This window comes from Pseudomonas imperatae (assembly GCF_057128625.1).
On sequence record NZ_JBSKHP010000003.1, the window covers coordinates 157,540 to 181,217 of the forward strand.

At 65.3% G+C, this 23,678-nt stretch carries 20 protein-coding genes and 1 riboswitch; of the genes, 6 read left to right on the plus strand and 14 right to left on the minus strand.

Annotation, left to right across the window (positions count from 1 at the left end; translation table 11 throughout):
- Positions 1 to 71: 71 nt before the first annotated feature.
- Positions 72 to 1,961: a phosphomethylpyrimidine synthase ThiC gene (thiC, locus tag ACWKWX_RS05420; protein WP_483827168.1), complete on the minus strand. Its 1,890-nt coding sequence runs from the start codon at positions 1,959 to 1,961 to the stop codon at positions 72 to 74.
- Positions 1,962 to 2,114: 153 nt separating this feature from the next.
- A riboswitch (TPP riboswitch) is annotated at positions 2,115 to 2,220 on the minus strand.
- A 134-nt stretch (positions 2,221 to 2,354) separates the two neighbouring features.
- Here thiC and ACWKWX_RS05425 point away from each other — a divergent pair.
- Positions 2,355 to 3,797 carry a TolC family outer membrane protein gene (locus tag ACWKWX_RS05425; protein WP_416422124.1) on the plus strand — a complete coding sequence of 481 codons (1,443 nt, stop codon included), beginning with the start codon at positions 2,355 to 2,357 and terminating at the stop codon, positions 3,795 to 3,797.
- A gap of 27 nt (positions 3,798 to 3,824) precedes the next feature.
- On the opposite strand, the gene waaA is transcribed toward ACWKWX_RS05425, so the two are convergent.
- Both waaA and ACWKWX_RS05435 read right to left on the minus strand, forming a co-directional pair.
- Positions 3,825 to 5,102 (minus strand): lipid IV(A) 3-deoxy-D-manno-octulosonic acid transferase, encoded by a 1,278-nt coding sequence (gene waaA, locus ACWKWX_RS05430; RefSeq protein WP_473005185.1) that lies wholly within the window; start codon positions 5,100 to 5,102, stop codon positions 3,825 to 3,827.
- 30 nt (positions 5,103 to 5,132) lie between these two features.
- A complete protein-coding gene (locus ACWKWX_RS05435) occupies positions 5,133 to 6,023 on the minus strand; it encodes a LysR family transcriptional regulator (protein WP_416422122.1) in 891 nt (296 codons plus the stop codon).
- Positions 6,024 to 6,110: 87 nt separating this feature from the next.
- Between ACWKWX_RS05435 and ACWKWX_RS05440 the strand changes: the two genes are divergently transcribed.
- From ACWKWX_RS05440 to ACWKWX_RS05455, 4 genes are read left to right on the plus strand one after another with little or no spacing between them, the layout of a single operon-like run.
- On the plus strand, positions 6,111 to 6,443 hold the full coding sequence (locus ACWKWX_RS05440) for a DMT family transporter (protein WP_416422121.1): 333 nt from the start codon (positions 6,111 to 6,113) through the stop codon (positions 6,441 to 6,443).
- A gap of 42 nt (positions 6,444 to 6,485) precedes the next feature.
- Positions 6,486 to 7,661: an NAD(P)/FAD-dependent oxidoreductase gene (locus ACWKWX_RS05445; protein ID WP_483827169.1), complete on the plus strand. Its 1,176-nt coding sequence runs from the start codon at positions 6,486 to 6,488 to the stop codon at positions 7,659 to 7,661.
- Positions 7,658 to 8,470 carry an aldo/keto reductase gene (locus tag ACWKWX_RS05450; RefSeq protein ID WP_416422119.1) on the plus strand — a complete coding sequence of 271 codons (813 nt, stop codon included), beginning with the start codon at positions 7,658 to 7,660 and terminating at the stop codon, positions 8,468 to 8,470. The genes ACWKWX_RS05445 and ACWKWX_RS05450 overlap by 4 nt, the downstream gene beginning before the upstream one ends.
- A 50-nt stretch (positions 8,471 to 8,520) precedes the next feature.
- Complete coding sequence (locus ACWKWX_RS05455) at positions 8,521 to 9,489, plus strand: metal ABC transporter ATPase (protein WP_416422118.1); 969 nt, start codon at positions 8,521 to 8,523, stop codon at positions 9,487 to 9,489.
- Positions 9,490 to 9,603: 114 nt separating this feature from the next.
- Here ACWKWX_RS05455 and hldE read toward each other — a convergent pair whose 3' ends face one another.
- The 4 genes from hldE to msbA form a co-directional block, all read right to left on the minus strand.
- Complete coding sequence (hldE, locus tag ACWKWX_RS05460; RefSeq protein ID WP_416422117.1) at positions 9,604 to 11,025, minus strand: bifunctional D-glycero-beta-D-manno-heptose-7-phosphate kinase/D-glycero-beta-D-manno-heptose 1-phosphate adenylyltransferase HldE; 1,422 nt, start codon at positions 11,023 to 11,025, stop codon at positions 9,604 to 9,606.
- A gap of 87 nt (positions 11,026 to 11,112) precedes the next feature.
- Positions 11,113 to 11,724 carry an adenylyl-sulfate kinase gene (cysC, locus tag ACWKWX_RS05465; protein WP_483827170.1) on the minus strand — a complete coding sequence of 204 codons (612 nt, stop codon included), beginning with the start codon at positions 11,722 to 11,724 and terminating at the stop codon, positions 11,113 to 11,115.
- Positions 11,717 to 12,418, minus strand: coding sequence for a sulfotransferase family 2 domain-containing protein (locus tag ACWKWX_RS05470; RefSeq protein ID WP_473005182.1), 702 nt, complete (start codon positions 12,416 to 12,418; stop codon positions 11,717 to 11,719). Before ACWKWX_RS05470 ends, cysC begins: the two co-directional genes overlap by 8 nt.
- A gap of 161 nt (positions 12,419 to 12,579) precedes the next feature.
- Positions 12,580 to 14,382, minus strand: coding sequence for a lipid A export permease/ATP-binding protein MsbA (gene msbA, locus ACWKWX_RS05475; protein WP_473005181.1), 1,803 nt, complete (start codon positions 14,380 to 14,382; stop codon positions 12,580 to 12,582).
- Positions 14,383 to 14,488: 106 nt separating this feature from the next.
- On the opposite strand from msbA, the gene ACWKWX_RS05480 reads away from it, so the two are divergent.
- Complete coding sequence (locus ACWKWX_RS05480) at positions 14,489 to 15,133, plus strand: protein kinase family protein (RefSeq protein WP_483827171.1); 645 nt, start codon at positions 14,489 to 14,491, stop codon at positions 15,131 to 15,133.
- Positions 15,134 to 15,229: 96 nt separating this feature from the next.
- Here the strand turns inward: ACWKWX_RS05480 and ACWKWX_RS05485 are convergent, their stop codons facing one another.
- The 7 genes from ACWKWX_RS05485 to ACWKWX_RS05515 all read right to left on the minus strand — a co-directional run bounded on the left by ACWKWX_RS05485 (position 15,230) and on the right by ACWKWX_RS05515 (position 23,559).
- On the minus strand, positions 15,230 to 16,441 hold the full coding sequence (locus tag ACWKWX_RS05485; RefSeq protein ID WP_483827172.1) for an O-antigen ligase family protein: 1,212 nt from the start codon (positions 16,439 to 16,441) through the stop codon (positions 15,230 to 15,232).
- A 3-nt stretch (positions 16,442 to 16,444) separates the two neighbouring features.
- On the minus strand, positions 16,445 to 17,329 hold the full coding sequence (locus tag ACWKWX_RS05490) for a glycosyltransferase family 2 protein (protein WP_473005178.1): 885 nt from the start codon (positions 17,327 to 17,329) through the stop codon (positions 16,445 to 16,447).
- A gap of 82 nt (positions 17,330 to 17,411) precedes the next feature.
- Positions 17,412 to 18,380 carry a glycosyltransferase gene (locus ACWKWX_RS05495; protein WP_483827173.1) on the minus strand — a complete coding sequence of 323 codons (969 nt, stop codon included), beginning with the start codon at positions 18,378 to 18,380 and terminating at the stop codon, positions 17,412 to 17,414.
- Entirely contained in the window at positions 18,380 to 19,795 is a 1,416-nt protein-coding gene (locus tag ACWKWX_RS05500) for a PIG-L deacetylase family protein (protein ID WP_483827174.1), read from the minus strand. The genes ACWKWX_RS05495 and ACWKWX_RS05500 overlap by 1 nt, the downstream gene beginning before the upstream one ends.
- Positions 19,792 to 20,688, minus strand: coding sequence for an antimicrobial resistance protein Mig-14 (locus ACWKWX_RS05505; RefSeq protein ID WP_483827175.1), 897 nt, complete (start codon positions 20,686 to 20,688; stop codon positions 19,792 to 19,794). The genes ACWKWX_RS05500 and ACWKWX_RS05505 overlap by 4 nt, the downstream gene beginning before the upstream one ends.
- Positions 20,688 to 21,818 (minus strand): glycosyltransferase, encoded by a 1,131-nt coding sequence (locus ACWKWX_RS05510; RefSeq protein WP_483827176.1) that lies wholly within the window; start codon positions 21,816 to 21,818, stop codon positions 20,688 to 20,690. Before ACWKWX_RS05510 ends, ACWKWX_RS05505 begins: the two co-directional genes overlap by 1 nt.
- Positions 21,802 to 23,559, minus strand: a complete 1,758-nt coding sequence (locus ACWKWX_RS05515) for a carbamoyltransferase family protein (protein WP_473005175.1) — start codon at positions 23,557 to 23,559, stop codon at positions 21,802 to 21,804. The genes ACWKWX_RS05510 and ACWKWX_RS05515 overlap by 17 nt, the downstream gene beginning before the upstream one ends.
- Between the last annotated feature and the right edge of the window lie 119 nt (positions 23,560 to 23,678).

Sequence of the window (23,678 nt, forward strand, 5' to 3'; positions counted from 1 at the left end):
CTTTTCAAAGCCGCCGAAAAGCTCGCTGGCAAGCCAGCTCCCACAGTTATTCGTGAAGATTCAACGCAGTGTCAGACCTTCTGGTACAGCTGGCTGCCTTCCTGCTTGAAGCGCGCGGCCTGCTCGCGCATGCCCTCCTCCATGAAGATATCCACAGCCTCGATCTTCTGGTTCGCCGCGTATTCGCGCACTTCCTGGGTGATCTTCATCGAGCAGAACTTCGGCCCGCACATGGAGCAGAAGTGCGCCACCTTGGCCGAGTCCTTGGGCAGGGTTTCATCGTGGTAGGCGCGCGCGGTATCCGGGTCCAGGCCCAGGTTGAACTGGTCTTCCCAGCGAAACTCGAAGCGCGCCTTGCTCAGGGCATTGTCGCGGATCTGCGCGCCGGGGTGCCCCTTGGCCAGATCGGCGGCATGGGCGGCGATCTTGTAGGTGATGATGCCGGTCTTCACGTCATCCTTGTTCGGCAGGCCCAGGTGCTCCTTGGGCGTGACGTAGCAGAGCATGGCGCAGCCGAACCAGCCGATCATCGCCGCGCCGATGCCCGAGGTGATGTGGTCGTAACCGGGGGCGATGTCGGTGGTCAGCGGGCCCAGGGTGTAGAACGGCGCCTCGTCGCAGCACTCCAGCTGCTTGTCCATGTTCTCCTTGATCAACTGCATGGGCACGTGGCCCGGGCCTTCGATCATGCACTGCACGTCATGCTTCCAGGCGATCTTGGTCAGCTCGCCGAGGGTTTCCAGCTCGCCGAACTGCGCTTCGTCGTTGGCGTCGGCAATGGAGCCGGGGCGCAGGCCGTCGCCCAGCGAGAAGCTGACGTCGTAGGCCTTCATGATCTGGCAGATTTCGTCGAAGTGGGTGTAGAGGAAGTTCTCCTTGTGGTGCGCCAGGCACCACTTGGCCATGATCGAGCCGCCGCGGCTGACGATGCCGGTGACGCGCTTGGCGGTCAGCGGCACGTAGCGCAGCAGCACGCCGGCGTGAATGGTGAAGTAGTCCACGCCCTGCTCGGCCTGTTCGATCAGGGTGTCGCGGAACAGCTCCCAGGTGAGGTCCTCGGCCACGCCGTTGACCTTCTCCAGCGCCTGGTAGATCGGCACGGTGCCGATGGGCACCGGCGAGTTGCGGATGATCCACTCGCGGGTTTCATGGATGTGCTTGCCGGTGGACAGGTCCATCACCGTGTCCGAACCCCAGCGGATGCCCCAGGTCAGCTTGGCCACTTCTTCCTCGATGGAGGAGCCCAGGGCGCTGTTGCCGATGTTGCCGTTGATCTTCACCAGGAAGTTGCGGCCGATGATCATCGGCTCCAGCTCGGTGTGGTTGATGTTGGCAGGGATGATGGCGCGGCCGCGGGCGATCTCTTCGCGCACGAACTCGGCGGTGATCTCCTTGGGGATGCTGGCGCCGAAGCTGTGGCCCTTGTGCTGTTCTTTCAGCAGGCCGGCGGCGCGAGCCTCGGCCAGCTTCATGTTCTCGCGGATGGCCACGTATTCCATCTCGGCGGTGATGATGCCCTGGCGCGCGTAGTGCATCTGGCTGACGTTGGCGCCGGCCTTGGCCCGGCGCGGGTTGCGCACGTGGGCGAAGCGCAGCTTGGTCAGCTCTTCGTCGTTGAGGCGCTGCTGGCCGAAGTGGGAGCTCAGGCCGTCCAGGCGCTCGGTGTCGCCACGGTCATCGATCCACGCCGAACGCACGTCGGCCAGGCCCTTGCGCACGTCGATCACAACGTTGGGGTCGGTGTAGGGGCCGGAGGTGTCATACACGGTGACCGGGGCGTTGATCTCGCCACCGAAGTCAGTGGGCGTCACGTCCAGGCTGATTTCACGCATGGGCACGCGGATGTCGGGGCGCGAGCCCTGCACGTAGACTTTTTGCGAACGGGTGAACGGCTTTACCGATTGCGCGTCGACCTGGGCCGATTCGCTCAGGTGGGCAAGGTTTTTTTCTTGTTTACTCATCACAGGCTCTCCAGACAGCATCCAGCAGTGGAATGTCGGGAGTGGAACCTGAAAAGGCACGGACTGCACCTGGGGCGGTGCTGTGCTTTGGCCGTCGCAAACTGCTCACAAAATGAACAATTTCCCGGACGAAGCACAAGAGGACTCGCCGGGAGGACGAGAAATCTTGTTCCCTACGCAGGCGCTAACCTGATCAGGTTCAACGGGATCCGGATTAACCGATCTCAGCCTTTCACTCAAGGCACCCCGACAAGAACCCAGTCAGTCTAGACGCGCGGCAGGCAAAACGCCAAGGGTTGTGTGATGGTGCTGGATAAATGGCGGATATGCCGGATTGTTGCAGCACGCCCGTGCAACTACACTCGCACAGCGTTTAATTACAAGGATTGAATCATGCTGCGCAAAATTGCACTGGCGATTGCGGTGTCAGGTGCGTTCAACGCAATGTTACAGGCAGCAGAGATTGCGCCACTGGCCAGCCGTACCGACCTGGTCAGCGTGTATCAGGAAGCCGTGAACAACAACGCCGACCTGGCCGCCGCCCGCGCCGACTACGCCGCCCAGAGCGAAGTGGTGCCCCAGGCCCGCGCCGGGCTGCTGCCCAACCTGTCGGCCGGCAGCGACATCACCAACGTGCGCACCCAGCTCGACGAGCCGGCGCAGACCACCACGCGCAGCGGCACCAGCTACCAGGCCACGCTCAGCCAGCCGATCTTCCGCGCCGACCGCTGGTTCCAGTTCAAGGCGGCCAAGGCCGTGAATGAACAGGCGGCCCTGCAGTTGTCAGCCACCGAGCAGAACCTGATCCTGCAGACCGCCGAGGACTATTTCAGCGTGCTGCGCGCCCAGGACACCCTGGCCGCCACCAAGGCCGAGGAAGCGGCGTTCAAGCGCCAGCTCGACCAGTCCAACGAGCGCTTCAACGTGGGCCTGTCGGACAAGACCGACGTGCTGCAATCCCAGGCCAGCTACGACACCGCCCGCGCCAACCGCATCCTCGCCCAGCGCCAGGTGGACGACGCCTTCGAGGCCCTGGTGACGCTGACCAACCGCGACTACAACTCGGTGCAGGGCGTGGTGCATACCCTGCCGGTGCTGCCGCCCAGCCCCAACGACGCCAAGACCTGGGTCGAGACCGCCTCGCAGCAGAACCTCAACCTGCAGGCCAGCGCCTTCGCCGTCACCAGCGCCGAGGAAACCCTGCGCCAGCGCAAGGCCGGCCATGCCCCCACGGTGGACGCGGTGGCCAAATACGAGAAAGGTGACAACGACCTGCTGGGCTTCAGCAACCCCAGCCCGTTCCCCGGCGTGACCTACCACGGTGACGTGGAACAGCGCACGGTGGGCCTGCAGGTGAACATCCCGCTGTACAGCGGCGGCCTCACCAGCTCCCAGGTGCGCGAGGCCTACCAGCGCCTGAGCCAGAGCGAGCAGCAGCGCGAAGGCCTGCGCCGCCAGGTGGTGGAGAACACCCGCAACCTGCACCGCGCGGTGAACACCGACGTGGAACAGGTGCAGGCGCGCAAGCAGTCGATCATCTCCAACCAGAGCGCGGTGGAGGCGACCGAGATCGGCTACCAGGTGGGCACGCGCAACATCGTCGACGTGCTGGATGCGCAGCGGCAGCTGTACTCGTCGGTGCGTGACTACAACAACAGCCGCTACGACTACATCCTCGACAACCTGCGTTTGAAGCAGGCCGCCGGGACACTCAGCCCACAGGATCTGCAGGACCTGGCGCGCTGGCTGAAGCCCGACTACAACCCGGACAAGGACTTCCTGCCGCCGGACCTGGCCAAGGCTGCGCAGGAGTTACTCAAGCCTGTGAAGAAATAGCCCTGTAGCAGCGGCCGCCAGGCCGCGTCATGGGCGCAACAATTTGCTCAGGCCAACCAACAACCGCTCCAACGCGCCCTGGTTGGCCTGCATCACCGCCAACCCCGCCTGGCCAATGCGCCGGGCATCCTGCGGCAGCTCGATCAACTTGCGTACCGCCTCTGCCAACCCCGCCGCATCATCGACCTCGATCAACGCATCGGCCTGGCGCAGCATCGCCGCAATCTCCAGAAAGTTGAACACATGTGGCCCACTTAGCACTGGCTTGGCCAGTGCCGCCGGTTCCAGCAGGTTGTGGCCGCCATTGGGCACCAGGCTACCGCCGACAAAAGCGCTGTCGGCCAGGGCATAGAGAAACAGCAGTTCGCCCATGGTGTCGCCGACCAGCACCTGGTGCTGCGCGCCCACCACCTCGCCACTGGAGCGGCGCACACTGGCAAACCCTTGGCCCACGCTGAGCTCGAACACGCTGTTGAAGCGTTCCGGGTGCCGTGGCACCAGGATCAGCAAGGCGTCGCCATGCAGGGCCAGCAACTGACGGTGGGCCGCCAGGACAATGGCGTCCTCGCCCTCGTGGGTGCTGGCGGCGATCCAGATCGGCCGGCTGCCGGCCTGCCATGCCTGGCGCAGCGCAGCAGCACGTTCCAACAGATGGCTATCGACCTTCAGGTCAAACTTGATCGAGCCGGTCACCTGCACGCACTCAGGCCGTGCGCCCAGCTGGCGGAAGCGTTCGGCCTCGGTCTCGGTCTGCACCGCAATCAGGCTCATCTGCGCCAGCATCGGCGCCGTCAGCTTGGCGAACTTCGCATAGCCGCGCGCCGAACGCTCCGACAACCGCGCGTTGGCCAGCGCCACCGGGATGCCGCGCAGGGCGCACTGGTGAATGTGGTTGGGCCACAGTTCGGTTTCCATGATCACCGCCAGGCGTGGCTGCACATGATCCAGAAAACGCCCCGCCGCCCACGGCAGGTCATACGGCAGGTAGCAATGCTGTACCCGTGGCTCGTTGCCGAACAGCGCCTGGATGCGCTCGGACCCGGTAGGGGTCATGCAGGTGATGGTGATCGGCAGCTCGGGGTGGCGCAGCAGCAGTTCGCGAATCATCGGCGCGGCGGCGATGCTCTCGCCCACCGACACCGCGTGCACCCAGATACCGCCGGTGCGCATGGCTGGCAGGTTGCGCGCGAAGCGCTCGCCGATCCGCTTGGCATAGGCCGGCGCCTTGCGTGCACGCAGCCACAGCCGCAACGCTACCAGTGGCAGCCCCAGGTGAAACAGCAGGGTATAGAGAGTTCTGTTCATGGCGGCGGAGTTTACTAGCAGCGCGGCCGCTTAACCAATGGCCCGCAGGTGCCAGGTAAAGCACTCGGCCAGGTAGCGCGCGGCCGGGCCCAGTGGCTCGTCGCGGCGCCACACCAGTTCAACCACCAGCGCCGGCGGCACCCATTCGCTGTTCAGCTCCACCATCTGCTGCTGGTACGCCGGGTACTGCACCACATGCCGTGGCAGCCAGGCCCAGCCCAGGCCGCGCATCAGCAGCTCGGCCATCACGTAGAAGCTGTCGGCGCGCCAAATCTGCGGGCTGATGGGGTCGCCGCCGGGGTAGCGGCTGCTTTCCAGGGCCACCAACAGCTGGCGGTGCCGGGCCAACTGCTGGCGGCTGACGTGGGCGTGGCTGGCCAGCGGATGGTCGACCGAACACACGGTGACCATCTCGACGCTGCCCAGGGCGCGGCGTTCAAGCGCGGCGGGCATGTGCTCATGGTGAAACAGCAAGCCCAGGTCGGCACGGCGCTCCACCAGCTTGCGCGCCACGTCGCCCGGCGCGCTGTTGGCCAGTTGCACTTCCACCGCGGGGTAGCGGCCCGCCAGCTTCTCCAGGCTGTCGAGCACCGGCTGGTAGGGCATGGCCTCGTCCTGGGCCAGGCGCAGCTGCGCTTCCTGGCCGCGGTGCAGGGCCAGCGCGCGGCCGTCCAGGCGCTCGCACTGGCGCAGCAGCTCCCGGGCTTCTTCCAGCAGCGCCCTGCCCGCCTCGGTGAGCTGCGGCTGGCGGCCGCTGCTGCGGTTGAACAGGCTCACGCCCAGGTCGTCCTCGAGCAGGGCAATCGCGCTGCTGACTGCCGACTGGGCACGGCCCTGCTGCCGCGCCACGGCGGAAAACGAACACTGCTCGGCCACCTGCACGAACAGCTGGATCTGCTCCAGATTCCATTGGATGCCCATGGCAACCTATCTCCAATAGCGATAGGTATTCACTTTACCTCATCTGCCCAGCCTCTAGAATGCGAGCCATCTCAAGAGGGTTCACACATGACTGCCTACTACTTCCTCGCTATCGCCATCTGCTGCGAAGTCATCGCCACCACCAGCATGAAAGCTGTAAAGGGCCTGAGCACCCCGCTGCCGTTGATCCTGGTGATCTGCGGCTACGCCATCGCGTTCTGGATGCTGATCCTGGTGGTGCGGGTGATTCCCGTCGGCGTGACCTACGCCATCTGGTCGGGCATGGGCATCGTGCTGGTGAGCATCGCCGCGCTGGTGGTCTACGGGCAGAAACTGGACATGCCCGCCATCGCCGGCATGGGCCTGATCCTGCTGGGCGTGGTGGTGATCCAGCTGTTCTCGAAAACCGCCGGGCACTGAGTCTGTATACTGCGGGTCTGTTTTCGCCTGTGAGGTTGCTTGATGTCTTCCGCTATTTCCACTGACGTGCTGATTGTCGGCGCCGGCATCGCTGGCCTGTGGCTCAACGCCCGCTTGCGGCGCCTGGGCTATTCGACCGTGCTGGTGGAAAACGCCAGCCTGGGCGGCGGGCAGAGCCTCAAGTCCCAGGCCATCATCCATGGCGGCGCCAAGTACGCGCTGCACGGTGCCCTGACGGGCGCCAGCGAGGCCATCGCCGACATGCCGCGGCGCTGGCGCGAGGCCCTGGCCGGCACCGGCGAGGTGGACCTGAGCGGCGTGCGCGTGCTGTCCCAGGCCCATTACCTGTGGTCGCCGGGCACTATCGCGGGCAACCTCACCAGTTTCTTCGCCAGCAAGGCCGTGCGTGGCCGCGTCGACCAGGTCAAGGGCGACGAGCTGCCGCCGGCGCTGCAGGACAAGGCCTTCAAGGGCAAGGTCTACCGCCTGGCCGAGCTGGTCATCGACACCCCCGGCGTAATCGAGCGCCTGGCGCAACTGGGCGGTGACGGCCTGCTGGCCGGCGAACGCCTGGAACCGCTGTTGGACAACGGCCAGCTGGCCGGCCTGCGCGTCGACGGCCGCGAGATCCGCGCCCAGCGCGTGGTGCTCAGCGCCGGTGCCGGCACTGCCGAGCTGCTGGCCAGCCTGGGCGTGGACCAGCCGGCCATGCAACGCCGGCCGCTGCACATGATTCTGGCCAAGGGCGCCAGCCTCAAGCCGCTGTACGCCCACTGCCTGGGCGGTGGCACCAAGCCCCGCATCACCGTGACCACCCACCCGGCGGCCGATGGCCAGTGGGTGTGGTACCTGGGCGGCGACATCGCCGAGGCCGATGGCGTGGCCCGCTCGCCGGCCGAGCAGATCGCCACCGCGCAGAAGGAACTGGGGCAACTGCTGCCCTGGGTCGACCTCAGCCAAGTGCAGTGGGCCACCCTGCGCGTGGACCGCGCCGAGCCGGCACAGTCCGGCCTGGTGCGTCCCGACAACGCCTTCCTGGCCGAACAGGGCGCGCTGCTGGTGGGCTGGCCGACCAAGCTGGCCCTGGCGCCGGACTTCGCCGACCGGGTCATCGCCAGCCTGGAAGGCGCCGGCATCAAGCCGGGCAGCCACGCACCGCTGCCGGCCCTGCCCCGCCCGCCCATGGGCCAGACCCCTTGGGAGCAGCTGCTGCCATGACCGTCGCCACCTTGCACAACCTGCACCGCCCGCTGGGCAGCACCGGCCTCAGCGTCTCGCCGCTGGGCCTGGGCACCGTCAAGCTGGGCCGTGACCAAGGGGTGAAATACCCCAACGGCTTCACCATTCCCGACGACGCGCAGGCGCGCCAGTTGCTGGACCAGGCGCGCCAGTTGGGCATCAACCTGATCGACACCGCGCCTGCCTACGGCACCAGCGAAACCCGCCTGGGCCCGCTGCTGCGCGGCCAGCGCCAGGACTGGGTGATTGTCAGCAAAGTGGGCGAAGAGTTCGAGGCCGGCCAGTCCCGCTTCGACTTCAGCGCCGAACACACGCGCTTCTCCGTGGAACGCAGCCTCAAGCGCCTGGAAACCGACTTCATCGACTTGGTGCTGGTGCACTCCGATGGCAACGACCTGGCCATTCTCGAGCAGACCGGGGTGTACGAAGCCCTGGCGCGCCTGAAGCAGGAAGGCAAGATCCGCGGCTTCGGCTTCTCCGGCAAGACCGTGGCCGGCGGCCTGAAAGCGCTTGAGGCCGGCGATTGCGCCATGGTCACCTACAATCTCAACGAACAGGGCGAACGCCCGGTGCTGGACTACGCTGCCACGCACGGCAAGGCCATCCTGGTGAAGAAGGCCCTGGCCAGCGGCCACGCCTGCCTGAGCCCGGGCACCGACCCGGTGCGCGCCAGTTTCGAGCTGCTGTTCGCCCACCCTGGTGTCGCCAGTGCTATTGTCGGCACCATCAACCCGTTGCACCTGGCCCACAACGTGGCCACCGCAGCCGCTGTGATACGCGGGAGCTGACACATACGGAGCCGCCCACGCGGCCGACCCCGACGCAAGGAGGAGCCGACATGCCGCGTACCCTGATAAGAAAAAACCCCAGCAACTTCAAGACCCTGCCGCTGTTCGTCGAAGCCACGCCCGAAGGCCTGAGCTACCAGAGCATCGGCATGCCGCTGAACTTCGCGCAGACCCTGCAGCGCCGCCGCCAGGTGGCCGTCGAAGACCCCCAGCGCTTCTCCCTGGAGCTGGCCAACCTGGGCGTGTCGGTGCGCCTGACCCTGACCTGGCAGAACCGCGACTACTGGATTCTGGTCCGCCAGCGCCGCCAGGACCGCGGCGACGTGGTGCTCAAGCTGATCTCCGGCTACGTGCCGGCCCACGAGCTGAACCTGCCATTGCTTACCGCCATCCAGGAGGTGGCCGAGGAATGCCTGCTGGAAACCAGCGAAGGCTGGCTGGTCGGCAAATTCAACGACACCTGGCTGCCCACGCCCTACACCGGCGCCCTGCACTACCGCGAGAAAATGCCGTTCAAGCTGCGGCCGCTGTCCGGCGCGGCGCTGCCGGTGCGCACCGGAAGCTTGAACCTGATCGAGCGGCCACGCGCCTACGTGCACCTGCCCACGGCGTCGCTGCAGCTGGTGTACGACTTGCGCCTGGAAGTGCCGAAGGAAGTGAAGTCGCTGAGCCTGTTCCACGTCGACGAGCGGCTGGAGAATGACCAGTTGGTCGCGCGGCTGGACCGCAGCAAGCCGGACCTGTATCTGATGCCGGTGGACGACGGCAAGCCGGCCGCCGAGCTGTACACGCTAAAGAAAGGCCAGCTGCACCCGGCCAGCACGCGCGGCGTGCACCTGGCCGAAAGCTTCGCCCAGCAGCAGGGCTGGGTGGTGCACGACGAGCGGATTCGCTGGAAGGACTGGCTGCACCAGCAGGGGCTGGCGCCGGTGCATCAACCGCGCACCGGGCTGCGCAAACTGACGCACAAGGCGCGGGCGCTGCTGCGCCTGGCGCGTGGCAATTTGCATAAAACCTGAGTAGACACACAACCCCGTAGCCGCTGCCGCAGGCTGCGCTGGCCCGATTGCACACCGGAGATCTCCGGCGAGGCACAGGGCCAGCGCAGCCTGCGGCAGCGGCTACGCAGGGCGTCAGTTGCTGCGGATTTTCTCGACGATGGCGGTGGTCGAGCTGTTCTCCACCAGCCCCAGCACCTTCACGGTGCCGCCGTAGGCGCTGACGATGTCGGCGCCCACTACCTGGTCCACCGAGTAATCACCGCCTTTCACCAGCACGTCGGGACGCACGTGGGTCAGCAGGTTTTCCGGGGTGCCTTCGCTGAAGCTGATCACCCAGTCCACTGCGCCCAGCCCAGCCAGCACGGCCATGCGCCGGTCGACGCTGTTGATCGGCCGGCCCGGGCCTTTCAGGCGGCTCACCGAGGCGTCGTCGTTGACCGCCACGATCAGCCGGTCGCCTTGGGCGCGGGCCTGCTCCAGGTAGGTTACGTGGCCGGCGTGCAGAATGTCGAAGCAGCCGTTGGTGAAGACGATCTTCTCGTTGTGCGCGCGGGCATCCTCGATCGCCAGCAGCAGCTGGTCGAGGCCCAGCACACCGCGCTCCGAACCTTCTTCGCGCTGGATGGCGCGGCGCAGTTCCGGGGCGCTGATGGCCGCGGTACCCAGCTTGCCAACCACGATGCCCGCAGCCAGGTTGGCCAGGGCCACGGCGTGGGGCAGTTCCTCGCCCGCGGCAATGGCAGCGGCCAGGGTGGAAATCACCGTGTCGCCGGCACCGGTCACGTCGAACACTTCGCGGGCACGGGCTGGCAGGTGAAGCGCCGGGTGGCCCGGGCGCAGCAGGGTCATGCCGTGCTCGCCACGGGTCACCAGCAAGGCGCCCAGCTCCAGGTCGCTCATCAGCTTGGCGCCCTTGGCCACCAGCTCGGCCTCATCGGCGCAACCGCCAACGATGGTCTCGAACTCGCTGAGGTTCGGGGTGATCAGGCTGGCGCCACGGTAGATGGAGAAGTCCTTGCCCTTGGGGTCGGCCAGCACCGGGATACCCTTGGCGCGGGCAGCCTGGATCAGGCTCTGGTGGTTCTTCAACGCGCCCTTGCCGTAGTCGGACAGCACCAGCACCTTGATGCCTTCGAGCAAGGCGTCGACTTCCGCGCCCAGCGACAGCGGATCGGTGGCGAAGGGTTCTTCGAAGTCGATGCGCAGCAGTTGCTGGTGGCGGCTCATCACCCGCAGCTTGACGATGGTCGGCTGGTGGGCGATGCGTTGGAAATGGGCACGCACGCCTGCAGCGTGCAGGCTGTTGGCGAGGCTCTCGGCCGCCTCGTCCTGGCCGGTGACACCCACCAGCGAAGCGGGGGCGCCAAGGGCGGCGATGTTCAGGGCAACGTTGGCCGCGCCACCTGGGCGATCCTCGATCTGCTCGACCCGTACCACCGGCACCGGTGCCTCAGGCGAAATGCGTGAGGTACCGCCATGCCAATAGCGGTCGAGCATGACATCGCCGACCACCAGGACAGGGGCTTGATCGAATCGCGGCATGGACAACTTCATGGGCAACCCACATACAAAATAGACAAGGGCGCGATATTAGCACAGGGCGGCGCTTGCCTTCAGAAGGCATGCGACCGGCTGGCTCGCTCAAGGGATCTGCAGGCGGTCCAGCAGCATGGCGGTGGCCTGGCCGAGGTCCAGCAGCTCGGTGTCGATGTCGCAATCTGCGTCCAGAGGGGCCTCATAAGGGCTGTCCAGGCCGGTAAAATCCTTGATCTGGCCGCTCAGGGCTTTCTGGTAAAGGCCCTTGGGGTCGCGCCGCGCACAGGTGGCGAACGAGGTACTGACATACACGCTGAAGAATTCGCCCGGCCCGAACAGCGCCTTCGCGGCGTCACGCTCCGCGCGGAACGGCGAAATCGCCGAGACGATGACGATCAGCCCGGCGTCCACCATCAGCCGCGCCACTTCGGCAACCCGGCGGATGTTCTCCCTGCGCGCCGCGGCGCTCATGCCCAGGTCGTTGCACAGCCCGCCGCGCACGTTGTCGCCGTCGAGCAGGAAGGTGTGCAGCGAGCGCTGATTGAGTTGCACCTCCAGGGCATTGGCCAGGGTCGACTTGCCGGCCCCCGACAACCCGGTCATCCAGATGCACCGCGGGCGCTGGCCCTTGATGGCGGCCCGGGCCTGCACCGGCACGGCCAGGGTATAGGGGCGTATCTGTGGTTGCTCACTACGGCGCAGCAGCACTTCATTCATAGCCAAGCAACTCATAGTCACGTTGATAGGCGCGGCGCACCAGGCGCCGGGTTCGTACACTGCAGAACTCCCGGGCCAGGGCCTCGACCCGGTTGCGCGAGCGGTTGACCAGCGGCAGCTCGCGGCTCACGCCGAAGCGCTCGCACAGCTGGCCGAAGTCGCGCTGGATATGCTCCTGGCGGCCGATGAAGTCCATCGACAGGTGGCCCAGGGAGTCCACCAGGAAATCGGTCTGCGGCGCGAAATGGATCTGCTTGCGCAGGTTGTCCCCATGCAACCAATGGCTGACGAAGGTGTTGAAGTCGTTGTAGCGGCTGACCATGGCATGGGCCTGGCCGTCGCGGGCGTTGGGGCGCCCCTTGAGGTAGGCGAACGCCGAATACGCGCGCTCCAGCGGGTCGCGCACGAAGGCAAACTTGAAGCTTGCGGCGAATTGCTCGGGAAACTGCTGCTCGTACCAGTACAGGGGAATATGACCGGGGAACCAGCCGTCGAACAGCGCCGTGCTGACACTGCTGCCCGCGCACTTGGGCACATGGATGAACAGGCAGCCGCGTTCGGCGAACGCCTGGGGAAATGTCAGGGAGCCGGACATGGACTTGTTCACAGCCTGGCGGTCGACCACGGACAGGCGCCCCAGCAGGAACGCCCGCTGGGGCTTTGGAAGCAACTTCCAGATCATACGTTGCAGCATTGCAGCACCCGAGTGTTAAAGGCGGGCCCCGTGTGGGTTACCCGCGCATCGAGGGCAGACAATAGCAACTGGCAGCTGAAGAAATATTTAGCCTTGGTCAACAACGTAAAGGGGGCGACACATATGCCGCCCCCCAGGTACCACGCGCTTTACATTGGCCGTCAGGTGATGTCGGCGGTCACCGGCTCGTCCAGGCCCATGGCGTGCAGCTTGGCGTAGAAGCCGTTGTGCGCCAGCAGCTCGTCGTGGGTGCCACGCTCGACGATACGGCCCTGGTCCATCACCAGGATCAGGTCGGCTTTCTCGATGGTCGACAGGCGGTGCGCGATCACCAGGGTGGTGCGGCCTTTCATCACCTGGTCAAGGGCCGCCTGGATATGCCGCTCGGACTCGGTGTCCAGCGCCGAGGTGGCCTCGTCGAGGATCAGCACCGGAGCGTTCTTGAGCAGCGCACGGGCAATGGCCAGGCGCTGGCGCTGGCCACCGGACAGCAGCACGCCGTTCTCGCCCACCTGGGTGTCGAAGCCTTCGGGCAGCTGCTCGATGAACTCCTTGGCATAGGCATCGGCCGCGGCTTTCTCGATGTCGGCGCGCGGGGCACCGGCCAGGTCGCCGTAGGCGATGTTGTTGGCCACGGTGTCGCTGAACAGCGTGACATGCTGGGTGACCTGGGCGATGTGGCGGCGCAGGTTGATCAGCTTGAAGTCCTCGACCTCGACACCGTCGATCAGAATTTCACCCTGGTCGTGGTGGTAGAAACGCGGGATCAGGCTGGCCAGGGTCGACTTGCCACTGCCCGAACGCCCCACCAGCGCCACCATCTGCCCCGGCTCGACGCTGAAGCTGATGTCGTCCAGCACACGGCGGTCGGTTTCCGGGTAGGTGAAGCTCAGGTTGCGCACTTCCAGGCGGCCGCTGACGCGGTCGCGCTCCACGGTGCCGGTGTCGACTTCCGGGGTCTCGTCCAGCTGTTCGAAGATGCTTTCCGCGCCCGCCACACCTTTCTGGATGGTGGAGCTGACCTCGGACAACTGGCGGATCGGCTTGGGCAGCAGGCCGGCCAGGGTGATGTAGGCGATCATGTCGCCAGCCGAGGCGTCGCCACGTAGGAACAGCACCAGGAACATCAGCACGGCCATGGCCGTGTAGATCACCAGTTGCAGCATCGGCGTGTAGATGGAACCGGTGCGGGTCATGCGCAGTTGCTTGTCGGTGTTGCTCTGGCTGGCGGCCAGGAAGCGATCACGCTCGAAGGCCTCGCCACCGAAGCTGCGCACCACGCGGTAGCCCTGGATGGTCTCGGAGGCCACGTGGGTGACGTCGCCCATGGCCACCTGGATCTTCTTGCTCTGCTTGCGGAATTTGCCGCTGGCGGTGCGCACCATGATCGCGATCAGCGGCAGGATGGCAACCATCACCAGGGTCAGGCGCCAGTTCATCAGCAACAGCGAGCCGAACAGGAACACCACGGTCATGCCTTCGCGAATTACTACCTTGACCGCGTCGGTGGCCGCGCCCGTGACCATGGTCACGTTGAAGGTGATGCGCGAGATCAGGCGCCCGGAGTTGTTCTGGTCGAAATAGCGGTTGGGCAGCGTCAACAGGTTGTTGAACAGCTCGATGCGCAGGTCCTGCACCAGGCCCAGGGAAACCTTGGCAAGGAAGTAGTTGCCGAGGTACGACCCCAGCCCCTGCCAGGCGGCGATCAACACGATCAGCAGCGGCACCGCCTGCAACAGGCGCAGGTCACGCAGGTAAGGGACCGTGGGGAACAGCGAGGCGTTAGGGTTGGTCAGGCCATCCACGAAGTACTTGAGGATGTAGCCCAACATCGGTTGCGTGGACGCGAAAATGAGGAAGCCCACGATACTCAAGGCGAAAATGCCTACATATGGCCGCATATAAGACAGCAGGCGGAAGTAGACCTTGAGGCTGGACGGTTCGGCTTTTTCTGACTGACTCATAGAAATCTGCACGTACAAGAGAGCGGAAATACTAACACAGGGTCGGCCGGTTAAGCGTATGGGGCCCGGCTGGGGTATGATAGCCGGCTATTTTCAGGGGGCCGGCATGCAAAGACTCGACTACGCGGACTATCAGGTCCTTCGCCAGGGCGCCCGGGTGATCGAGGCCGACGGCCACGGCGAGAAGGTACTGCTGCTGCCCGATGGCAACTTCCTCAAGCTGTTCCGCCGCAAGCGCGTCATCACCTCCGCCGCCCTGTTCCCCTACGCCCAGCGTTTCGCCAGCAACACCGAGGCCCTGCGCAAGCGTGACATTCCTTGCCCGCGCATCCTGGCCACCTACCGGGTGGCCGAGATCGAGCGCGACGTGGTGCACTACGCGCCACTGCCCGGCGACACCCTGCGCCAGCTGATCACCGGGGCGGAGCCGCCGCCGCGGGCGCTGCTGACCCAATTCGCCACCTTCGTCGCCGGCCTGCATGAACGCGGCGTGTATTTCCGCTCGCTGCACCTGGGCAACGTGGTGATGACGCCGGAAGGCGAGTTGGGGCTGATCGACATCGCCGACCTGCGCACCTACCCCTGGGCCCTGCGCAAGAGCCTGTGCCTGCGCAACTTCCAGCACATGCTGCGCTACGAGCAGGACCGCGACTGGCTGATGCAGGACGGCGGCCTGCCGTTCTTCCAGGCCTACGCCGCCCATGCGCCGCAGCGCTGGGACAGCGGCCAGCTGGCTGAACGCCTGAGCTGACCCGCCTGAAATCTCCCTGTGGGAGCTGGCTTGCCAGCGAGCTGTTGATGCCCTGAAAGCTCGCTGGCAAGCCAGCTCCCACAAAGACAGTTGCTGCTACGGGGCTTCGGTGGGCTGGCGGGGCAGGCACATGACCAGCAGCACCGGCACCCACACCGCCAGCCACATGGCACGGTTGCGGCCGAACAGGGCGAACACATCGAACTGAATGGCCACGCAGGCAAACACCCAGAACAGCAACGCCGCCATGCCCAGGGCCTGGTGCCGCAGGCGATAGGCCTGCACCCCCACCCAGCCCCACATCACCAGCCACACGCCCGTGGCGATCACGCCGTAGCGAATGGCGGTGTCGAGAATGAAGTTGTGGCAGTGCTCAAGGTCCTGGCCCGGCATGTCCATGCGGTAGTCACCACTGATGCCGATGCCCACCCACGGGTGCGCCTTGATGAACCCGACGGCCTGGCGCAGCAGCTCCAGGCGCTCGGAATCACCCCGCGCCAGCAGCGATGGGTCGACCCACAGCACCAGCCCCGCGCAGCCCAGGCCCACCAGCGCGGTCAACCAATGGAATTTCCTGCCCCCGGCCAGCACATAGGCGATAGCCGCGGCAGCCGTCGCCAGCAGCGCGCCACGGCTGCCCGACAACACCACGAACACCAGCGAGCAAAGATTCAGCGCCCCCCACAACACCCGCGCCCAACCTGCGCGCGGCCACCAGGTCAGGCCCATTATCATCAGGCAGGCGATCGAATAGGCCGCCGGGTTGGGGTTGTCCATGAAGCCGCCAAAGCCGAAGAGGCGGTCGATGTGGCGCATCGGGTAGGTCACCAGCCCGGCCAACGCATACAGCCCCGCCAGCGCGCCCCAGAGGATGATCATCAACTGCAGGCCCCAGGCGTTGAACCGCCCCCACAAGGCCCAGCCCAGCACCAGCAGCAGGAACAGCGACTCGCGCTTGACCATGGTCAACGGCATGTCCAGGTTGTCCATGGGCCAGGCCTGGGTCACCAGCGCCCACGCCAGCAGCGCCAGGTACCCCCACAACTCCTTGCGCTCGCGCAGCATCACCCCGGCGTCACGGTAATGGCGCACCAGCAGGTACAGGCTTGGCGCGTAGGCGAACGCCGACAGCAGCCACACGTAGAACTTCAGGTTCGGCGTCAGCAGCACACCCGCCACGCTCCAGAACAGCCCGAAGCCCAACAGCAGGCCGGCGATGCCCAGCTTGCCGCGCAACTGCTGCACGCCCGCCCGGATAGGGCCCACGGCGAAATCGAAATGGTGCTGCTGGGGGTAAAGTGATGCCACGCCTTATTCCTTGGAGAAACCGAATTTTGATTTGAACAGGTAGCGCCTGAAGCGCTTCCAGGTGACGCGGTCCCAGCTGCGCACCGGCAGGCTGGCGAACAGCTCGCGAGCCAGGCAGTAGTCATACCGCACCGCCTGCTTGAGCGCCTTGTTGACCACCGCCACCCGCGCACGTGCATAGGCGGGGTGGTCCTTGTAGCGGTCAATGACCTGCATGTCGTAGGTCAGCTGGCTTTTGTAGGCGGTCTTGGAGATGTTGGTGTCGTGGCGACGGTAGAGGGTCAACGCCTGCGGCAGCACGTCGATGGTGTACCCCAGGTGCGCGATTTTCAGCGTCATCTGGAAGTCCTGGATACGGATGCTCGGGTCATAGCCACCCACCCGCTCGATGGCCTCACGGCGATACATGGCCACCGGCGCACCCACCGAGTACGCCTGCTCCAGCAACCGGGCGAAATCGAAGCGCTCGATGTCCACGTAGCTTGAGGCCTCGCGCTTGATTTCGGCGCCCTGGGCATCGATGAAGATGACCCGGCCGCCGACGCAGCCGACCTCGGGGTGCTGCTGCAGGTGGCTGACCTGCAGCTTCAAGCGGCCAGGCAGCATCACGTCATCGGAATCGGGGGTGATGATGAAGTCGCCCCGGGCGTGGCTCAAGGCAAGGTTCAACGCCGCGCTGACGCCCTGGTTGCTCTGTTCGTAGTACTGGAATGAGTGTGCCTGGGCCAGCGCCTTGATCTTTTCGCCGCTGCTGTCGGTAGAACCGTCATTGACCACGATCAGCTCTACATTGTCGTAGTCCTGCCGCAAGATGCTCAGCAGGCATTCCTCGATGTAGAGTTCGTGGTTGTAACAAGGAACCAGTATCGATACCAATGGCCATTTCATCTTGATGCTCAGTCCCTTACTGCTGTGGCACAGCCTTCGTCCAACGGTCCCTATCCCTGTGTCACCGCCTTGCGTAGACACCCTATCCTGACACCCATCGGCGCACCCGCAGCCAGAACTCGCCCAGGCTTCCCTCAAGACTAGATGGACGCAGCGGCGCCTGCATGGCCTCGACAATCTGCGCGCCGATACGATCGAAACCGTAGCGGCTCTCCACCAGCTCCTTGCCGTTCTGCGCGATGGCGCGCACCAGCTGCGGATTGGCGCGTAACGCTTGCAGCTTTTCCTGCAACTGGCTTACCGAGGTGTACAGCACCAGGTTGTGCATGTCGACGAAGCCCAACGCACGGTTCTCTGCCTCACCTTGATCGTAGGCCAGCAGCACGCACCCGCACGCCATCGCTTCGAAATTCTTGATCATGTACTCGCCCATGCCCACGTCGGCGCTGACGAAGAAGCGAATACGGTTCAGGGTATTCAGATAGTCGTCACCGGACTTCGTTCGGGTCACCAGCAGATTTTCACACGCGCCCAGCTCATCCAGCAGCGCCTTGCGCCCGCTGTAGGCGACGCTGCCGGTGCTGCCCACGAATGCCAATTCGATGTCACGTTCCACGCCCAGGTCACGGAGCAACGTCTGGTCATAGCCTTTTGCCACGAAGGCGGCGTCGAAGCCCTCCTGCGCAAGGCGCTGGGTGACCTGGTAGCCGGAGCTGATCACCCGCACCCAGGGAATGTTGCGGTAGTGCCGGCTGAATTTGCCGGTGTACTTGCAATCAATGTAGTTCTGGTAGGCGTCGTGCTCCAGGATCACCAGGTTGGGCACGCTGCGGATGAACGCCACTTGGCGGATCTCCTGCTTGAAACGCAGGAAAAACAGGATGCGGTGATATTGGCTGGCGTCCACCTCACGGCGGAAGTAGCCACGCAGGTCACGCTGGTCGGCGCTGTCCAGCCAGCGCAGGTCGCACTCGCAATGGTCGGCCACGGCCTGATAGAGGCGGTCCAGGATCACCCGCTGCTCTTTTTGAACCAGAAACAGGACCTTCATCATTTACTCCGCGACGGCGAACCGATCCAAAACAGCTCATGGCGGCGCACGGCCTTGCGCATGAATTCATTCTCGCCATACGGCGGCCAGCGGCGCCCGGCCAGCAGCTGCTGCAACCAGCGACGCACCTTGCGCTTGAACGGCGGCGCCGGCTGCAAGTCGTGCATCATGCCCAGGGCCATGGCCTTGTCCACCTGCACGGTGGGGGCCAGTTCCAGGCTGAGCGGCACCATAACCTGCGACGCATCAAAAAAAGGTGGAAGGCTGACACCGGCATGCGCATCGCCCATGGGCCAGCGGTCGTTGTCATGCAGGTGGTTGGCATAACCCAACAAAGTGTGCGGTTGCCACCCAGTGCCCTGCAAGGCTTCCAGCACGGCAGTTTGTGAGCAGATGTGATCCGGGTGCGGGTCGATGGCCGCATCGGGCATCACCAGCACCTCGGGGCGCGCCAGCTCGATCAGCGCGCGCAGGTCGGCCAGCAGGTTGTTCCAGCTGGGCACCCCATCATCGCCGGGCAGGGCAATGCGGTTGTATTGGCGGAACAGGCGGGTGTCGTCCAGCTGCGCCTCGCGGGACGCCACCGGCTGGTCAGGCGCGGCCTGCATGGCGGGTAGCTGCAGGCAGAAATAGCCCAGCTGCACGCAGCGCTCCTGGGCCACGCCGGCCCAGGCCGGCACGGCGATGCTGTCCCAGGCGCGCAGGCGGCCCTTGAGGCGCGCGGCGTCTGCCATGGGCAGGCCCATGGCCTGGTAGTGCTCGGCTTCGATCTCACCTGCGGTTAGGGTGACCACCCAGGTATCCGCCTGGCTGTACAGGCCGAAAGCTGCCAGTTCGGCGTCGTCGGCATGGGGAGCGATGACCATCACGCGCTGCTGGCGCAGGTCCGGGTGGCGCCACAGCCACGCCTGCGGCTCGCCTTGCAGGCGGCAATGACGCCCGCGCAGTTGCAGCTCGCCCGCCGCCAGGGCCGGGCCGAAGCTGCTCAGGTTCAGGTAGCGCAGGCCATCGACGCCACGCTCGAAGGCCTGGCGGTCAGCCTGGCCGCCACCGCTGATTTCCACCCACGGATCGACGAAACGCCCCAGCCAGCCGGCCTTGACCTTGACTGCCAGCACCAGCGTCTCGCTGCCGTCCAATGCCAGCGGCTCGCCCAGGCGCAGGCGGCCGTCGGCCAGGGTCACGGCCGGCTGCGTGGCGCTGTCGCCAAAGTTGTATTGGTAGTCGTCGCCAGGGGCGTAGAACAGGTGGTCGGCAAACCAGGCCTCGTGAGCCACCCACGCCAGCACGGCCAGCAGCGGCGCCAGCCACCACTTCACCAGTACGCCCAGCAGGACCAACACCACCAGCCCTGCCAGCAGGGCCAGGCGCTTGTTGCGACGATGACGCTTGAGGAGCTGCTGTTTTCGGCTCAAATCTGGAATACCGGTACCGGGTTGCACCAACGATCCTTGTACTCGCGGTCAGCGCGGCCGAAGGAGAAGCGCAACGCCTTGCCAAGGAAACGGGCATCTTCCCACGCAGCCTGGGTGTTGAGGAAGCTGAGCACGCTGCCCGGGCTGAAGGCACGGGTCTGCGGGTCGACGCCGCCGTTGATGTATTCGACGCTGACCCACTCGGGCGCCTCCACCCGATAAACCAGCTGGATGGCGATGGGCGCGTCGTTGAGGAACAGCACCGAGCCGATCAGCAGCTCGCGCAACAGCTCCACCACCTCGGCCATGTGCTCGGCGCCGGTGGCCGGGAATTCCCAGCGGCGCAGGAACAGGTCGCAGTACATGGCGGCAAGTTCGCTGCTGCTGAAGTCGCTGACCGGGCGCACCACCCCGCCCGCCTCTTCCAGCAGGCGCAGCTCGCGGCGCTGGTTGTAGCGGAATTTCTTCGACAGGTCTTCGGGGGTGCGGGCCATGGCCAGCGATTCAGCCTGGGGCTTGAGCGTGGCGAAACGGCCCTGGTTGAGTTCCGACAGGTAGCGCCCGGCATGCCGCAGCGGCGCCTGGGCGTCGCTGGCGGCGGGCAGGATCAGCTCGGCGTTGCCCAGGTCGAACAGGCCTTTCTTGCCCGCGCGCTTGAGCTCGTCCTTGGACAAGGCCAGCGAGCGGCCCCAGGTAGGAATGGCCGCGCGCAGCTCGCCCGCCTGCTCCCAGCCCAGGTAGCGCACCGGGATCCCGGCCAAACCGGCCAGGCGCTCCACCACCAGTGGGTGGGTGGCCACGCTACCGCCAAAACGCTGCCATGCCTGTGCATAAGTGCCAGCGTCGATCTGGGTCCAGCCGCGCTCGCGCCAGCCTTGAAAACGGTTGAGCATCAAGCCTCCGCAGTAATGTCGGTGACTTGCGGCAAGCGCCAGAAAGTCTCGCGTACGGCCTGGTCCGAGAAACGCTCGGCCAGGCGTTGCAGCATAAGGTCGGCGCAGGCCTGGCGTTGTTCGCCGTCCAGCGTCGACAGGTGCACCAGCGCCTGGGCCAGGTGTTCGGCGTCGCCGAAGGGGAACAGGATACCCACCCCTTCGACCACTTCCTTGGCACCGCCACAGGCCGTGGCCAACAGCGGCACGCCGGCGGCCATGGCTTCGAGCAGCACCATGCCGAACGGCTCGTTGTCCGAGCTCAAGGCAAACACGTCGAAGGCGCGGAAATAGCGCCGCGCTTCCGGCACTTGCCCCAGGAAGCGCACACGTTCGCTGATTTTCAGCTCCGCAGCCAGTTCCTTGAGGTCCTGTTCCAGGCGCCCGGTGCCCATGATCACCAGCTGTGCACTGGCCGGCAGCGTTGGCAGCGCCTGGGCGAAGCCACGCAGCAGCGTGGCCTGGTCCTTGTCCGGGTGCAGGCGGCCGACGTTGCCGACAATCCAGGCATCGGCGTCCAGCTTCAGCGCTTCACGCGCCTGGGCCGCAGGCAGCTGGCTGGCTTGCAGCGCGGCCACGTCGATGCGGTTGTACAGGGTGCGGATGCGCCCGGTCGGCCACTTGGGCAGGCACTGGCGCATGTCGTCGCGCACCGCGTCCGACACGCCCAGGAGGCTCAGGCGCTTGCGGAACAGGTGCGCGAACAGCTTGCGCGAGCCACGCTGGTAGTCGCCGAAGGCATGGTGCACGCCGATCACCGGCAACGCGGTGGCCAGCAGGGTGATGTAGATGGGCTTGAAACGGTGGGCGATGCAGAAGCTGAAGTCGCGACTGGCGGCAATCTTGCGCAAGTCGCGAATGGCGCCCAGCTTCAGGCCACGAATGGCCTTGGAACTGTATTCCATGAACAGCACTTCATCGCTGGCGCAGCCCGCCGCCACCTGCGGGTCGGCGACCCCGGTCAAAAAGACCGTGGTCACGCGATAGCCGGTACCGGCGAAGAGGCTGGCGTATTGCCGTGCGCAGTCCAGGAACGGCCCGTCATAGCCGTGGCAGAACTGCAGCACATGACGCTCAGCCGAGCGTGTCATAAGCGTTCGCGCCGTCTTTGACCACCAGGATGTCTTCCATGATCAGGTACTGCAGGTCGGAACCGAAGAACATGTTCAGGGCGTCGGTAGGCGAGCAGATCATCGGCTCGCCGCGGCGGTTGAGCGAGGTGTTCAGCGACACGCCGTTGCCGGTCAGGTTTTCCAGTGCCTTCATCATGTCGTAGTAGCGCGGGTTGTATTCGCGCTTGAGCACCTGGGCACGCGAAGTACCGTCCTCGTGCACCACTTCCGGCACGCGGGTCTTCCACTCTTCAGCCACTTCGAAGGTGAAGGTCATGAACGGCGCCGGGTGGTCGATCTTGATCATCTGCGGGGCCACGGTGTCGAGCATCGACGGGCAGAAAGGCCTCCAGCGCTCGCGGAACTTGATCTGGTGGTTGATGCGGTCGGCCACGCCCGGCACGCTTGGGCAGCCGATGATCGAACGACCACCCAGGGCACGCGGGCCGAATTCCATGCGGCCCTGGAACCAGGCCACGGGGTTGCCGTCGACCATGATCTGGGCGATCTGCTCGGGCATGTTCTCAAGCTTGCGGAACGCCGGCTTGTCCGGGTGACGGGCACAGGCGGCGATTACGTCTTCGTTGCTGTACGACGGGCCGAGGTAGACGTGCTCCATCTTCTCGACCGGCACGCCACGGGCGTGGGACACGTAGGCGGCAGCGCCCACGGCGGTGCCGGCGTCGCCGGAAGCGGGCTGCACGAACAGCTCCTTCACGTCGTTGCGGGCGATGATCTTCTGGTTCAGCTTGACGTTCAGGGCGCAGCCGCCGGCGAACGCCAGCTTGCCGGTTTCCTTGAGCACGTCGCCCAGGTAGTAGTCGATCATCTGCAGCGCCAGCTTCTCGAACAGCGCCTGCATGCTGGCCGCGTAGTGGATGTACGGCTCGTCGGCGATGTCGCCTTCGCGCTTGGGCCCCAGCCACTCGATCAGTTTGGGCGAGAAGTAGAAGCCCTTGCCTTTTTCCTTGTAGCGGCGGATGCCGACGACGTTGGCGTAGTCGGTGTTGATCACCAGTTCGCCGTTCTCGAAGCTGGCCAGGCGCGAGAAGTCATACTTGCTGGCGTCGCCGTACGGCGCCATGCCCATGACCTTGAACTCGCCGTCGAGCATTTCGAAGCCCAGGAACTCGGTGATGGCGCCATACAGGCCACCCAGCGAATCCGGGTCGAAGAATTCCTTGATCTTGTGGATCTTGCCGTTCTCGCCGTAGCCGAAGAACGTGGTGGCGTACTCACCCTTGCCGTCGATACCCAGGATCGCGGTTTTTTCCTTGAAACCCGAGCAGTGGTAGGCGCTGGAGGCGTGGGCCAGGTGGTGTTCCACCGGCTCGATCTTGATTTTCTTCGGGTCGAAGCCCAGTTGCTCCAGGCACCACACGATCTTGTTGCGGTAGCGCTTGTAGCGGCGGTTGCCCATCAGCAGCGCGTCGAGGGCGCGGTCCGGTGCGTACCAGTAGCGCTTGGCGTAGTGCCAGCGGGCCTTGCCGAACAGGCTGATGGGCGCGAACGGAATCGCCACCACGTCAACGTCGGAAGGCTTGATGCCGGCCTGCTCCAGGCAGAACTTCGCCGACTCATAGGGCATGCGGTTCTTTGCATGTTTGTCACGAACGAAGCGCTCTTCTTCGGCAGCCGCGATCAGCTTGCCGTCGATGTACAGGGCTGCGGAAGGATCATGGCTAAGGGCGCCGGACAGGCCAAGAATCGTCAATGCCAAGGGTCTAGCCTCTTTCAACGGAATATATGCGCCGAGGGCCGTGGGGCTGTCGGCGGCGAAAGGGCGGGATTATAGCGCATTCACGGTGGCGGCTGCATATGGGGGCATTGCCTGGGTGT

Bases quoted from the DNA above. Each gene is read 5' to 3' on its own strand.
- thiC (WP_483827168.1), bottom strand. From the start codon at position 1,961: ATGAGTAAACAAGAAAAAAACCTTGCCCACCTGAGCGAATCGGCCCAG.
- ACWKWX_RS05490 (WP_473005178.1), bottom strand. From the start codon at position 17,329: ATGAAATGGCCATTGGTATCGATACTGGTTCCTTGTTACAACCACGAA.
- cysC (WP_483827170.1), bottom strand. From the start codon at position 11,724: ATGAATGAAGTGCTGCTGCGCCGTAGTGAGCAACCACAGATACGCCCC.
- ACWKWX_RS05435 (WP_416422122.1), bottom strand. From the start codon at position 6,023: ATGGGCATCCAATGGAATCTGGAGCAGATCCAGCTGTTCGTGCAGGTG.
- ACWKWX_RS05440 (WP_416422121.1), top strand. From the start codon at position 6,111: ATGACTGCCTACTACTTCCTCGCTATCGCCATCTGCTGCGAAGTCATC.
- ACWKWX_RS05450 (WP_416422119.1), top strand. From the start codon at position 7,658: ATGACCGTCGCCACCTTGCACAACCTGCACCGCCCGCTGGGCAGCACC.
- ACWKWX_RS05455 (WP_416422118.1), top strand. From the start codon at position 8,521: ATGCCGCGTACCCTGATAAGAAAAAACCCCAGCAACTTCAAGACCCTG.
- waaA (WP_473005185.1), bottom strand. From the start codon at position 5,102: ATGAACAGAACTCTCTATACCCTGCTGTTTCACCTGGGGCTGCCACTG.
- msbA (WP_473005181.1), bottom strand. From the start codon at position 14,382: ATGAGTCAGTCAGAAAAAGCCGAACCGTCCAGCCTCAAGGTCTACTTC.
- ACWKWX_RS05510 (WP_483827176.1), bottom strand. From the start codon at position 21,818: ATGACACGCTCGGCTGAGCGTCATGTGCTGCAGTTCTGCCACGGCTAT.
- ACWKWX_RS05505 (WP_483827175.1), bottom strand. From the start codon at position 20,688: ATGCTCAACCGTTTTCAAGGCTGGCGCGAGCGCGGCTGGACCCAGATC.
- ACWKWX_RS05480 (WP_483827171.1), top strand. From the start codon at position 14,489: ATGCAAAGACTCGACTACGCGGACTATCAGGTCCTTCGCCAGGGCGCC.
- ACWKWX_RS05425 (WP_416422124.1), top strand. From the start codon at position 2,355: ATGCTGCGCAAAATTGCACTGGCGATTGCGGTGTCAGGTGCGTTCAAC.
- ACWKWX_RS05470 (WP_473005182.1), bottom strand. From the start codon at position 12,418: ATGCTGCAACGTATGATCTGGAAGTTGCTTCCAAAGCCCCAGCGGGCG.
- ACWKWX_RS05495 (WP_483827173.1), bottom strand. From the start codon at position 18,380: ATGAAGGTCCTGTTTCTGGTTCAAAAAGAGCAGCGGGTGATCCTGGAC.
- hldE (WP_416422117.1), bottom strand. From the start codon at position 11,025: ATGAAGTTGTCCATGCCGCGATTCGATCAAGCCCCTGTCCTGGTGGTC.
- ACWKWX_RS05445 (WP_483827169.1), top strand. From the start codon at position 6,486: ATGTCTTCCGCTATTTCCACTGACGTGCTGATTGTCGGCGCCGGCATC.